Here is an 11888-nt window from a genome sequence, read left to right on the forward strand (position 1 = left end):
ATGAAGCCGCCACCCTTCCACTACCGCCGCTGCACAAGCCTTGAGGAGGCTGTCACCTTGCTTGCCGAGCATGGCGCTGAGGCAAAGGTGCTAGCAGGTGGGCAAAGCCTCATGCCGATGCTGAACTTCCGCCTGCTGCGCCCGTCGCTGCTGGTGGACATCGGCCGCATCGCCGGGCTCGAGGGCATCGTCGAGGACGCGGCGGGCCTGACCATCGGCGCGATGACGCGGCATCGCAGGCTGGAGACCGACCCGCGCATCGCGCGGCACTTCCCGGTGCTGGCGCATGCCATGACGCATGTCGCGCATCTGGCCATCCGCAATCGCGGCACGATTGGCGGCAGCCTGTCCCACGCCGATCCCGCCGCCGAACTCCCGATGATGGCGCTGCTGCTCGACGCGACGCTAAGGCTGAACCGACAGGATGGCGAGCGGGAGATCCCAGCGGCGGACTTCTTTCTCGGCAGCCTGACCACCGCGCTGGAGCCCGAGGAGGTTCTGACCGCCATCCGGCTCCCCTTCCTACCAAGCGGAGCGGGCTGGGGCTTCGAGGAAACGGCGCCCCGCGCCGGGGATTTCGCTACCGCGGCCGCGGCCTGCGTGCTCACCCGGCGCGGCGCCGCCGTAACCATGGTGCGCCTCGCGCTGATGGGCGTGCACGAAACACCGCTCCGTGTGCCCGCGGCAGAGGCTGTCCTGCTCGGCCAAGGCCCCGCCGCCTTCGCCCAGGCCGCGCGCATCGCCCGCGATGCGGTCGAGCCGAACAGCGACCTGCGGGCTTCCGCCGAGTTGCGTCGGCACATGGTGGAGGTGCAGGTCGGCCGCGTGCTCGCCGCCGCCTGGGCCCGCGCGACGGAGGTTGCGGCATGACCGCGAAGCAGCACATCGCCCTCACCGTGAATGGGCGGCGCGTCGAGGCGGAGGTCGAGCCGCGTCTGCTGCTGGCCGACTTCCTCCGTGGAACGCTTGGTCTGACCGGCACCCATGTCGGCTGCGAGCACGGCGTTTGCGGCGCCTGCACCATCCTGCTCGACGGTGTCAGCGCCAGATCCTGCCTAACACTCGCCGTACAGGCCGATGGAAGCAGCGTCGAGACGGTGGAAAGCCTTGGTTCGCCAGAGATGCTCTCCGATCTGCAGCTGGTCTTCCGCGAGCACCATGCGCTGCAATGCGGCTTCTGCACGCCGGGGATGCTGATGACCGCTACGGACCTGCTGCGGACGCAGCCGCTCGCGACCGACGAGGAGATCCGCGACGGGCTGTCGGGCAATCTCTGCCGCTGCACGGGGTATGAGAACATCGTGCGGGCGCTGCGCGCCGCAGCTGCGCGCCGGGAGACGACGACGCCATGAAACTGCATCTCCTGTCCGGCGGCCGCATCCGGCTGCGCCGCGCCACCTACATCCCGGGTGCGCCGCGCGAGGCGACGTTCGACGCGCCCGTGCCCTGCTTCCTGGTGCGCCACCCGAAGGGCGACGTGCTGATCGACACCGGCTGCAACCCGGCGGCGGCGGCCGATCCCGCTGGCGTCTGGGGCGGCCTCGCCAAAGCGATGCCACCGCTGCACGGACCGGGGGAGCATGTCGGCACGTCGCTTGCCGCGCTCGGCGTGCGGCCGGAGGCGGTGACGGTCGTGGTGATGACGCACCTGCATTTCGACCATGCCGGCGCCAACGCCATGTTCCCGAATGCCAATTTCGTCGTGCAGGGCGCCGAGCTTGCCGCCGCCTCGGCCCCGGATGCCGAGGCCTGGGGTTACCTGCGCAGCGAATGGGACACCGGCCGGCCGATGCGCGTCATCGACGGTGAGGCCGACCTGTTTGGCGACGGCGCGATCCGCCTGATCCCACTGCCCGGCCATACGCCCGGGCTGATGGGCGTGCTGCTGGACCTGCCGCGCGATGGCCGCGTCCTCATCGCCGGGGACGCGGTGCCGCTGCGCGAGGTGCTCGACGAGGACCTCATGCCGCGCAACATGCGCGACGCCGAGGCGGCGCGCGCGAGCTACGCTCGCGTGCGCGCGATCGAGGCCGAGGGCGTGCTGGTGATCTGCGGCCACGACATGGCGCAGTGGCAGTCGCTGCGCCACGACGCGGACGGCTACGCGTGAGCGAGGCGGCCACCCGCCCGAAGCATGTCGGCAGCGCGGTCAGGCGCGTCGAGGATCCGCGCCTGCTCGCCGGCCAGGGCAGCTATGTCGCGGACCTGTTCCCGGCCGATGCGCTGCACGTGGCCTTCCGGCGCAGCGAGCACGGCCATGCGCGCATCCGCGGCGTGGACGCCGCCGCCGCCGCCGCGCTGCCGGGCGTGATCGCGGTCGTGACCGCGGCCGAGCTCGACGGGCTGGTGCGCCCGGTGCGCGCGACCTCCCGCATGGCGAACTACCAGGCGACGGCGACGCGGCCGCTGGCCGCGGGGAAGGTCCGCTACGTCGGGGAGCCGGTCGTGGCCGTGCTCGCTGAGAGCCGCTACATCGCCGAGGATGGCGCGGAACTTGTCGAGATCGACTACGACCCGCTGCCCGACATCGCCGACCCGGAGGCCGCCGCGCAGCCCGATGCGCCGGTGCTGAACCCCGAGACGTCGTCGAACATCCTAGTGGACCGCAGCTTCTCGCGCGGCGAGCCCGAGGCGGCGATGGCCGCCGCGCCGCACCGCGTCGGCGGCCGCTTCCGCTTCCACCGCAAGGCGCCGATCGCAATGGAGCCTCGCGCCTGCCTGGCGACCATCGAGCGCGGCCGCGGCGCGCTGACGCTCCATAGTGCGACGCAGATTCCCGGCATCATCCGCGACGCCCTGGCCGATGCGCTCGATCTGCCGGGGCACGCGCTGCGTGTGGTGGCCCCTGATGTTGGCGGCGGCTTCGGCGGCAAGGCCTCACTCTACGCCGAGGAGATGGTGGTCGCCGCGCTGGCGCGGCGGCATGGCCGGGCCATCGGTTGGGTCGCCGACCGGATGGAGGACATCCTATCCACCAGCCACGGCTTCGACGAGATCGTCGATGCGGAGCTCGGTTTCGATGCGGACGGCCGGCTGCTGGCATTGCGCGCCGACATCCTGGGGGACATCGGCGCCGCCTCGATCTATCCGTGGACGGCGGCACTGGAGCCGGTGCAGGTCGCGAGCTTCCTGCCCGGCCCCTACCGGCTCGCCTCCTATCGCGGCCATGTGCGCGCGGTTGCGACGTCCAAGGCACCGACCGGACCCTATCGTGGCGTCGGGCGCCCCATCTCGACCTTCGTGATGGAGCGGCTGGTCGACATGGCGGCGCACCGACTTGGGCTCGATCCGGTGGAGCTGCGTCGGCGCAACCTGATCAAAGCTGAGGAATTTCCCTACAAGATCGGCTCTGGCATCATCTGGGATCGCTCGGGGTTCCAGGAATGCCTCGAGAGCGCTTGCGCGACGATCGACTATGCGGCGCTGCGGCGGGAGCAGGAGGTTGCGCGCGCTGCAGGACGCTGGATCGGCATCGGCGTCGCCTCCTACGCAGAGCTGACGGGCATCGGGTCACGCATCTCGGCCGCGCCGGGCATGCCGATCAACACAGGCACCGAGACGGCCGACATCAGCATCGATTCCACGGGTGCGGTGACGGCGAAGTTCGGCGTGGCCTCTCACGGGCAGGGGCTGGAGACGACGCTGACGCAGATCGTCGCGGACGAACTCGGCGCGAGGCTCGCCGATATCCGCATCGTCCAAGGCGACAGCGCCGCGGTGCCGCACGGTACGGGCACCTATGCCAGCCGGAGCGCCGTGCTCGCCGGAGGCGCGGCGACGCTGTCCGCCCGTGTGGTGCGGCAGAAGCTCGTGGCTGCCGCCGCCCATCTGCTGGAGGCTTCGGAGGCGGACATCGAGGTCGAGGAGGGCCGCGTCCGGGTCGCCGGCACAGACCGCGAGCTCACCTTCCGCGAGGTCGCGCGCGCCGTCTATTCCGAGATGGGCCGCTTTCCGCGCGATACCCGCCCAGACTTGTCCGCGAGCGAGACCTACGACCCCTATTTCGGCACTACGGCCTCCGCTACCCACATCGCGATGGTGGAGATCGACCCGGGTACCTTTTCGGTGCGCGTCCTTCGGCACGTCGTCGCCGAGGATTGCGGTCGGCTGATCAATCCGATGATCGTCGACGGCCAGGTCCATGGCGGTGTGGCCCAGGGCATTGGCGCCGCGCTGCTCGAGGAAGTGATCTATGACGAGCGCGGCCAGATCGTGACGGCGAACCTGGTGGACTACCTGGTGCCGACGGCGGCGGAGATCCCCTCGCTGGAGGTCGCGCACGTCGAATCGGAACTGCCGGCCACCATCGGCGGCTATCGCGGCATGGGGGAGGGCGGCACGATCGGTGCGCCCGCCGCCATCGCCAACGCAGTCAGCGACGCGCTGGCGCCGCTCGGCATCGAGATCGCGGAACTGCCCGTCACGCCGGAACGCCTCTTCCGGCTGATCCAGGCGGCTCGCACACAGATCTGAGGAGAACAGTTCCATGGAAGCCAGGCTCACGGGCAAGGTTGCGGTCGTCACGGGTGGGGGGCGCGATGTCGGGCGCGCGATCTGCCTCGGCCTTGCAACGGAAGGTGCCGCGGTCGCGGTGAACTATCGTCGTTCGGCGGCCGAGGCGGAGGCAGTTGTGAAGGAGATCGTCGCCGCGGGCGGGCGCGCCATCGCATATGGGGCCGACGTCACCGACTACGCCGCGGTCAAGGCGATGATGGAACAGGTGGCGGCGGATCTCGGTGGCATCGATATCCTCGTCAACAATGCCGGCCTCGCGCTGCGCAAGCGCTTCGTCGAGACCGGCCCGGAAGACTGGCACTCGCAGATCGATGCCTGCCTCTATGGCGCGCTGCATTGCTGCCACGCTGCCGCGCCCTTCATCGAGGCGCGGAAGAACGGCCGCATCATCAGCCTGGTCGGCGACAGTTCCCGCGTTGGCGAGAGCGGCCTTTCCATCGTAGCCGCGGCACGTGGAGGCACCATCGCGTTGATGAAATCCCTGGCGCGCGAGTTGGGGCGATCCTGGACGACGGCAAACGTGGTCAGCCTTGGGCTGATCGAGACGCAGCACTCCGACAAGGCCTGGCTCGACGCAAATCGCGACAAGCTCACCCGCGCCTATCCTCTACGTCGCCTCGGATTGCCGGAGGACGTGGCGCCGACGATCGTGCACCTAGCCTCTCCTGGAGCGTCGTGGATCACGGGGCAGGTGATCAGCGTCAGCGGCGGCTTCAGCATGGTCGGCTGAGCGACGCCTCGAACATCATGACACCCCCAGCCAACCCGCACTGCGAAGGTCCACACCGAGGCGACGTAACGCATTTCGTTGGCGGCGCAGAAAAGGCTGGCGGCTGCCTAGTCCAAGCCGCCTCTCCGCCAGGCAAGCTTCTGGGTTCAGGACCAGTCCGGTGCTGGGCGCGCTGGCCGGTACTGATCTCTGGGCACCACCAGTCCTTGGCGAGAAGGCCGGGAGTGGTGATCCGAACTCCCGATCTATTGCGGCTCGATCCCCGCCTCCCTGACAATTGCGCCCCACTTCGCTATCTCTGATTGGACGAAGGCGGCAGTTTCCTCGGGCCCCAGCAATGACGGTTCGAAGCCCGTCGCAAGCATCCGGTTCACGACCGCCGGATCTGACAGCGTGCGCGTGAGCGCCTGGTAGATGACGTCGATGATAGGCCTCGGGGTCCTGGCGGGCGCGAACATCGCGAACCACGCTGTCAGGTGGAAGCCATCCACGCCTGCTTCGTGCATCGACGGGGTGTCAGCCGCCAGGCGGGACCGATTCCGGCTCGTCACGCCAAGGCACTTTACCCGACCTTCCCGAGCTTGGCTGATGCAAAACATGGCATCGGCAAACATGAACGAGATCTGTCCACCGATGACGTCGTTCAATGCCTGCGGATTGCTGCGATAGGGCACGTAGAGCACATCGATGTTGGCCAAGCGCCTGAACATCTCGCCGGAGAGCTGTGCGGAGCTCGAACCTGCCCCGAAGGAGAGCTTTCCCGGGTTCTGCCGGGCATAGGCGATCAAGCCAGCTACGTCGTTCACGGGGATCGAATTGTTGACCAGCAAGGCCAGCGGAGCCTCTGCCACTCTCGCAATGGGCTCGAAGTCCGTCACGGGGTCGTATGGGAGCGACCGCATCAGACTCGGATTGGCGGCGTGCGTCGTGTTGGTCGTGAAGAAGAGGGTGTATCCATCGGGTGCAGCCCGCGCGACGTTCTGAGCAGCAAGGACGCCATTCGCGCCCCCCATATTCTCGATGACGATCTGCTGTCCGAGGATGCCCGAAGCGTTCTGGGCGATGATGCGCGCAACGGTATCGGTGCCACTGCCCGCCGCAAAGGGCACGACCCAACGAATCACGCGCTGCGGGTAGTTCTGCTGAGCGCTGGCATCGAAGCCGAGACAGGTCAGCATGAGTGCCGCCAGCGCGGCCAATGATGTGCGGCGTCCAATCATGGTGCGATCTCCCTATGTCGCATGTTCTTGTCGCCTACCGGCCCGGCCAGGCTGGTGGTCGTTTCTCATTGAAAGCAGCCCGCCCCTCCTTGGCGTCCTCGGTAAGGGCGAGGAGATCGATCTGCTTCTCGAGATGATCCAGGGCCTGTTCGAACGGCATGTCTTCCGTGGCGTTCAAGGCGGCCTTTCCGTGCCGTATGCCCATGGGGCTCTTGTCGAGAAGCCTTGCGAGGAGCCAGGCTACCTTGGCGTCGAGTTCGGCCGCCGGCACGACATAGTTGAGCAGGCCGAGTTCTAGGGCTTCCGCAGCTGAAATCGGTTCGCCGGTCAACGAGAGCTCCCGGTAGCGCCGCGGCGGCACGAGGTCTCGCAGGACGGACGTCACCATCATCGGAAAGACGCCGATCTTCACCTCCGGCAGCCCGAACCGGGCGGTGTCGACGCTGACCGCCATGTCGCTCATCCCGAGCAGGCCCATCCCGCCGGCCATGCAGTGGCCATTCACTCGCGCGATCAGAGGCTGAGGAAGGCCCCTGGCAGTCTTCAAGAGCCGCACATATGGTGAGCCGCCCTTCGAGCCTTCCGGGTCGAATGAGCCTGATCCAGGCGAAAGGTCGGCCCCGGCGCAAAACGCCTTGTCACCCACACCTGTGAGTACGACTGCGCGGACGTCGCTTCTGGTCGCGACCTGATCCAGCATGTCAGCGATGGTGGCCGTGACCGCGGGGCTGATCGAATTGCGTCGAGCTTCCCTGTTGATGGTGATCCGTGCGACGCCACCGGCCGCTTCCAGCAACACTTCGTTCGACAAGACGCTCTCCTCCTCACGCGGCACGGCGGTAGCCGGCGAGGCTGCCGCCATTCATGACCTTCCCGGGCAGCGGATGACCGACGATTTGTTCAGCCAACCGTGCACACTCGATGAGGCGATCGAGATCGATCCCTGTCTCGATCCCCATCTCCTCGCAGAGGAAGACGAGATCCTCCGTGCAGATGTTCCCAGCCGCACCCTTGTGGCCTGCAAAGGGACAGCCGCCCAGGCCAGCGCAGGATGCGTCGAAGGCCGTGATGCCAAGCTGCAGCCCGGCAAACGCGTTCGCCAGGCCGGTTCCCCGCGTATCGTGGAGGTGAAGCCCAACCGGGATATCCGGCCAGCGCTCACGGACCGCACCGACGAGCCGGCTGACAGCACGAGGCGTCGCCCAGCCGACCGTGTCGGCAAGCGTCACCTCCGGCACTTTCACGTCGAACTCCGTCGCGAGTGAGAGCACGGGCGCAAGGCGCTCAACGACCTTTGAGGGAGATATCTCACCTTCGATGTTGCAGCCGAATGCGGTCATCACGACGACCGATTCCACAGCAATGCCATTCGCGCGGTACGTCTCGAGCCATCGGCGCTGCTCTGCCAGCGATGCAGCGGCATCGCGGCCGCTGTTGCGAATGCCAAAGGTCTCTGATGCTGCGCATTGGAGCTCGCCGAGCACGTCGAGAGAGGACTGCATCGCGCGCTCCAGACCCCTCTGATTCAACCAGATGCAGGAATAGCGGACGTCCGGACGACGCCGGGCCAGGCGCGCGACTTCATCCGCGTCGGCCATGCCAGGCACACGCCTTGGATCAACGAAGGAGACGCACTGAACTTCGGTTAGGCCCGTCTCGGCCAGTGCCTCAATCAGCCTGACCTTGTCGGCCGTCGGTATGGTCGCAGCCTCGATCTGGAAGCCCTCGCGCGGGCCCTCCTCACGAATGGTCACTCGCTTAGGAAGGTCGGACATGCTCACCTCGATTGCTGGCTAGCGGGATGCTCGTCATCGGCGCTCTCCTCCGATGGATCGGACGCCTCATCCGACTCACCTGGGCTGGGCCAGATGAAGGCGAACTGACCGCCGACACGCCGCCAATGCATGATGCTGATCATGCTCTCCGAGCGCAGGAAGCCCGGAATGGCGCGGATCTGCTGCATCAGAATTGTCTGGAAGCGGGTCAGGTCATCGATGCAAAGCGTGGCGATCATGTCGAAATGGCTAGTTACCCAATGAACGACATGGACCTCGGGTATTGCGATCAGCGCCGCCATCGCTTCCTCGACGGATGCCTTGCCGTCGAGCTGGATGCCCAGCGTGACCGTCAGCGGGTAACCAACTGCCTCGGGATCAACCTCCACTCGGTAGCCGCGGACTACTCCGTCCTGCTGCAAACGGCTCATGCGATCCAGCACGACCCCGACGGAGATTCCGAGCCTTCGTGCGATCTCGCGTGCGGAGTGCCGCGAGTTCCTGGCGAGCATCGAGAGGATCGCGCGGTCCGTCTCATCCAGGCGCGACGCCTTGGTCAGGTCGCGTGTCGAATTCATTGCTGTTCGGCGCCGGCGATCGCGCCGATCCCCGCGGGTCGCGTCAGGATCATCCGGCCCCGTCATGAGAGGACAGTCACCATCAGCATGTACTCATAGGTCATCGCGGTCTCGCCGGTGGCCTTCTTCACCTCGATGGAGAGGGTGACGAGCCCTCGCTCTGGATTGGAGGTCAGGCGCTTCGACGCCACCGTGGCCACTGGCGTGATGGTGTCACCCGCAAAGACCGGGGTCTTGGCCCTGACGTTGTCCAGCCCAGCAAAGGCAACCGTGATGTCGCGATACACGAGCGTCCCACCTAGCAAACCGATCGAATAGGAGATGATCGCCGGACCGGGCAGCAGGCGCTCCGCAAACCCCGTGCGGGTACGGACGTATTCCAGGTCGGTATGGATCGGTTGATGGAAGCCGGTCGTGAGCGCGGTGTACATCAGGACGTCCGCCTCGGTGATCGTCCGGCCATGGCCGGTAATGGATGCCCCGACGACGATGTCGTCGTAGCCCTTCCAGGGCGTAGGGACGCCGCTCATCGTAGTGCTTTCCCGCCAGCGGCCGCCGAAGCCGTGTCCAGCTCTGCTTCTTGCGGTGCGGAGCTGACGACACCGGTTCGGATGAGGGCTTCGATCCGCTCCTCGCCGTAGCCCAACTCCCTGAGAATCTCGGCTGTATTCTCCCCGAGCAATGGAGGAGGCGAGAACTGATCGCGTGCCAGGCCGCCCCCCACGGGCAGCGAGACGGCCTGCAGGGTTCCATAGGACGGATGTGTCATCTCGACGAGCATGTCGCGAGCCTTTGTTTGGGGGTGGTCGAGCGCCTCGACGATGGAATGCACTGGACCACTGGGAACGCCCGCCGCATCGAGCTTGGCCACAGCGTCACTGACGCTGAGGGACGCGAGCGCGGCCTCGAGATGCCGTGCCACGGTCCCCCGGTTGCGATCGCGAGCGGGCATCGTCGCGAAGTCGGGATCCTCGGCAAGCGTCTGCAAGCCGAGCGCGCTGCACAGCCGCCGCCACTGAGGATCCTCGGTGACGGCAATTGCCACGTAGCCATCCGCGGCCGGGAAGGTGCCGTTGGGGACGCTGAAGTAATGGAAAGATCCTTGCTTCTCGGTCTGCCTGCCGGTGGCGAGGACGTGACCTGCGTGATTGGCCAGGGTCGCCATCAGGCAGTCGACAAGAGCGATGTCTATCCGCCGCGAGCCGGGCGCCTTGTCGCGCTCGATAACCGCAGCCAGCACAGCGATCACCGCGAACAGGGATCCCGAAGTGTCGCCGATGGGGATCCCGATCTTCAGGGGGCGGCTCCCGGGCTCTCCATTGGCGCTCATCGCGCCGGAATGGGCCTGGGTTACCAGATCGTAGGTACGCTTCCCTGCGAGCGGTCCGGTGCTGCCAAAGCCACTGATGCTGCAGTAGATAACCCTATCATTGATCGCCGCCACCTGTTCAAAGCCGAGACCAAGGCGATCCATGACCCCGGGCCCGAAATTTTCTACAATAATGTCGTGAGTTCGGATCAGATTTTCGACAATATTTTTGCCATCTGGAGACTTAATATTAATCGTAATACTGCGTTTATTTCTGTTAAAGCAGGTAAAATAATGACTCTGATCATTCTTATAGGGCGCCATTCGACGGCCCATATCGCCAGCTATGACTGGCTCGACCTTCGTAACCTCCGCTCCGAGATCACCGAGGATCTGCGTCGCGTAGGGGCCCGCGATGACATGAGAGAAGTCGAGCACCCGCAAGCCGCGTAGTGCACCGCCACCATGATTGGCCATTTGTCTCCTCCTTGGCGCCAATCATGATCAGATGTCGATCCATGGCGCAAGTGTGAGATCAAATGTCTCTACTGGGTCTCTGGCTACCTCTGTGCGCGCCCTGAGATTGGACGACCCAAAACCTTGCTTTGCTTCCGCAGCTCGACTATGTGCCTCGGCATGCAACGGTTCGTGTCTCACGGCCGCGGCTAGTAGGTACGGAAGCAGCACCTCCCGGAGCAGCATCAGTCCTACCGATTGGGTCCCGCATGCAAATGCGGGCCACGGTAGCGCTTGTGCTGCGTGTGGACGTTCGGTGCCCAATTGCCCTCTTCACTTGCCGTCTGACGCACAGCGTCAGGCGGTCCTGTAAAGGGCATGATGCATGTCTGCTTCCGTTCGTTTCCGCCGGCGCCCCGCCGGCGCGTCTGCTTCCTCTCCCGACCTCCAGTGGATGAAGCGCCTCTCGCTGTCGGTGACCAACCGGCCGCCGGCGGCGCTGCAGCCTGCCGCCCGCAACGCCCGCACCCACTCGCGTAAGCAGGTGCAGCAGATCGCCGCCAGCATCCGGGAATTCGGCTTCGTGAACCCGATCCTCGTCGATGCCGAGGATCGGGTCGTCGCCGGCCACGGCCGGGTCGAAGCCGCCAAGCTGCTCGGCCTGCCCGATGTGCCGGTGATCCCGCTCGGACACCTCACGCCCGAGCAGGTTCGGGCCTATCGCCTGGCAGACAACCGCCTGGCCGAGCTGGCCGGGTGGGACGACGCCACCCTGGCGGCCGAGCTGCAGGAGCTCTCCGCCCTCGATCTCTCTTTCGATCTGGAGATCACCGGCTTCGATACCGGCGACATCGAACGCCTGATCTCCGCGGTCGACACGGCCGGTGCTGACCCGGCCGACGAGGTCCCGGAGCCGGCAGCGACCGCGATCGCCCAGCCTGGTGATCTCTGGCTTCTCGGTCAGCACCGCCTCCTCTGCGGCAACTCCTGCGATGCCGAGGCCTTCCGCCGGCTGCTCGACGGCGCCGAAGCGCAGCTGGTCTTCACCGATCCGCCCTACAACGTACCCATCCAGGGCCACGTCTCGGGCCTCGGCAAGGTCCGGCACCGCGAATTCGCCATGGCGTCGGGGGAGATGGATCAGGCGGCCTTCACCGGCTTCCTCACCACCGTCCTGGGCAACATGGCCGCCGTCGCGGCCGACGGCTCCATCCGAGACCTCTGCGAAACGCCTTGGTGAGTGGATGATGGGGTGATTCGCTGAGCCTCGTGAAGGCTGAGGCGAGGCATCGATGGGTCAGCGAC

The 11888-nt window shown here is 66.4% G+C and carries 12 protein-coding genes; 6 read left to right on the top strand and 6 right to left on the bottom strand.

The annotated features are described in order from the left end of the window. From GXW74_RS10685 to GXW74_RS10705, 5 genes are read left to right on the top strand one after another with little or no spacing between them, the layout of a single operon-like run. The gene (locus tag GXW74_RS10685) at window positions 1-870 is read left to right on the top strand and encodes an FAD binding domain-containing protein (protein WP_211846478.1); all 870 of its coding nucleotides are present in this window, start codon (window positions 1-3) and stop codon (window positions 868-870) included. Then, entirely contained in the window at window positions 867-1352 is a 486-nt protein-coding gene (locus GXW74_RS10690; protein WP_211846479.1) for a (2Fe-2S)-binding protein, read from the top strand. The genes GXW74_RS10685 and GXW74_RS10690 overlap by 4 nt, the downstream gene beginning before the upstream one ends. Continuing rightward, a complete protein-coding gene (locus tag GXW74_RS10695) occupies window positions 1349-2110 on the top strand; it encodes an N-acyl homoserine lactonase family protein (RefSeq protein ID WP_211846480.1) in 762 nt (253 codons plus the stop codon). The genes GXW74_RS10690 and GXW74_RS10695 overlap by 4 nt, the downstream gene beginning before the upstream one ends. Further along, entirely contained in the window at window positions 2107-4473 is a 2367-nt protein-coding gene (locus GXW74_RS10700) for a xanthine dehydrogenase family protein molybdopterin-binding subunit (protein WP_211846481.1), read from the top strand. Before GXW74_RS10695 ends, GXW74_RS10700 begins: the two co-directional genes overlap by 4 nt. Window positions 4474-4486: 13 nt before the next feature. Next, on the top strand, window positions 4487-5245 hold the full coding sequence (locus tag GXW74_RS10705; RefSeq protein ID WP_211846482.1) for an SDR family NAD(P)-dependent oxidoreductase: 759 nt from the start codon (window positions 4487-4489) through the stop codon (window positions 5243-5245). 245 nt (window positions 5246-5490) lie between these two features. Here the strand turns inward: GXW74_RS10705 and GXW74_RS10710 are convergent, their stop codons facing one another. The 6 genes from GXW74_RS10710 to GXW74_RS10735 all read right to left on the bottom strand — a co-directional run bounded on the left by GXW74_RS10710 (window position 5491) and on the right by GXW74_RS10735 (window position 10604). Further along, window positions 5491-6465 (bottom strand): Bug family tripartite tricarboxylate transporter substrate binding protein, encoded by a 975-nt coding sequence (locus GXW74_RS10710; protein ID WP_211846483.1) that lies wholly within the window; start codon window positions 6463-6465, stop codon window positions 5491-5493. A 34-nt stretch (window positions 6466-6499) separates the two neighbouring features. Further along, window positions 6500-7327, bottom strand: a complete 828-nt coding sequence (locus GXW74_RS10715; protein WP_246523161.1) for an enoyl-CoA hydratase-related protein — start codon at window positions 7325-7327, stop codon at window positions 6500-6502. After that, a complete protein-coding gene (locus GXW74_RS10720) occupies window positions 7290-8240 on the bottom strand; it encodes a hydroxymethylglutaryl-CoA lyase (protein ID WP_211846485.1) in 951 nt (316 codons plus the stop codon). The genes GXW74_RS10715 and GXW74_RS10720 overlap by 38 nt, the downstream gene beginning before the upstream one ends. 2 nt (window positions 8241-8242) lie before the next feature. Next, window positions 8243-8818, bottom strand: a complete 576-nt coding sequence (locus tag GXW74_RS10725) for an Lrp/AsnC family transcriptional regulator (protein ID WP_211846486.1) — start codon at window positions 8816-8818, stop codon at window positions 8243-8245. A 62-nt stretch (window positions 8819-8880) separates the two neighbouring features. Beyond that, entirely contained in the window at window positions 8881-9348 is a 468-nt protein-coding gene (locus GXW74_RS10730; RefSeq protein WP_211846487.1) for a MaoC/PaaZ C-terminal domain-containing protein, read from the bottom strand. After that, entirely contained in the window at window positions 9345-10604 is a 1260-nt protein-coding gene (locus GXW74_RS10735) for a CaiB/BaiF CoA transferase family protein (RefSeq protein WP_211846488.1), read from the bottom strand. Before GXW74_RS10735 ends, GXW74_RS10730 begins: the two co-directional genes overlap by 4 nt. A 433-nt stretch (window positions 10605-11037) precedes the next feature. Here GXW74_RS10735 and GXW74_RS10740 point away from each other — a divergent pair, with 433 nt between their 5' ends. Next, window positions 11038-11823, top strand: coding sequence for a ParB/Srx family N-terminal domain-containing protein (locus tag GXW74_RS10740; RefSeq protein ID WP_211846489.1), 786 nt, complete (start codon window positions 11038-11040; stop codon window positions 11821-11823). Window positions 11824-11888 lie beyond the last annotated feature (65 nt).

Origin of the sequence: Neoroseomonas eburnea (assembly GCF_018129005.1) — a bacterium.
Classification (GTDB): domain Bacteria; phylum Pseudomonadota; class Alphaproteobacteria; order Acetobacterales; family Acetobacteraceae; genus Neoroseomonas; species Neoroseomonas eburnea.

What these genes read in the sequence shown, in the direction of transcription:
- GXW74_RS10715 (WP_246523161.1), bottom strand. Translation starts at nt 7,327, where the DNA reads ATGGCGGCAGCCTCGCCGGCTACCGCCGTGCCGCGTGAGGAGGAGAGC.
- GXW74_RS10690 (WP_211846479.1), top strand. Translation starts at nt 867, where the DNA reads ATGACCGCGAAGCAGCACATCGCCCTCACCGTGAATGGGCGGCGCGTC.
- GXW74_RS10720 (WP_211846485.1), bottom strand. Translation starts at nt 8,240, where the DNA reads ATGTCCGACCTTCCTAAGCGAGTGACCATTCGTGAGGAGGGCCCGCGC.
- GXW74_RS10725 (WP_211846486.1), bottom strand. Translation starts at nt 8,818, where the DNA reads ATGAATTCGACACGCGACCTGACCAAGGCGTCGCGCCTGGATGAGACG.
- GXW74_RS10695 (WP_211846480.1), top strand. Translation starts at nt 1,349, where the DNA reads ATGAAACTGCATCTCCTGTCCGGCGGCCGCATCCGGCTGCGCCGCGCC.
- GXW74_RS10710 (WP_211846483.1), bottom strand. Translation starts at nt 6,465, where the DNA reads ATGATTGGACGCCGCACATCATTGGCCGCGCTGGCGGCACTCATGCTG.
- GXW74_RS10730 (WP_211846487.1), bottom strand. Translation starts at nt 9,348, where the DNA reads ATGAGCGGCGTCCCTACGCCCTGGAAGGGCTACGACGACATCGTCGTC.
- GXW74_RS10705 (WP_211846482.1), top strand. Translation starts at nt 4,487, where the DNA reads ATGGAAGCCAGGCTCACGGGCAAGGTTGCGGTCGTCACGGGTGGGGGG.
- GXW74_RS10735 (WP_211846488.1), bottom strand. Translation starts at nt 10,604, where the DNA reads ATGGCCAATCATGGTGGCGGTGCACTACGCGGCTTGCGGGTGCTCGAC.
- GXW74_RS10740 (WP_211846489.1), top strand. Translation starts at nt 11,038, where the DNA reads ATGAAGCGCCTCTCGCTGTCGGTGACCAACCGGCCGCCGGCGGCGCTG.
- GXW74_RS10685 (WP_211846478.1), top strand. Translation starts at nt 1, where the DNA reads ATGAAGCCGCCACCCTTCCACTACCGCCGCTGCACAAGCCTTGAGGAG.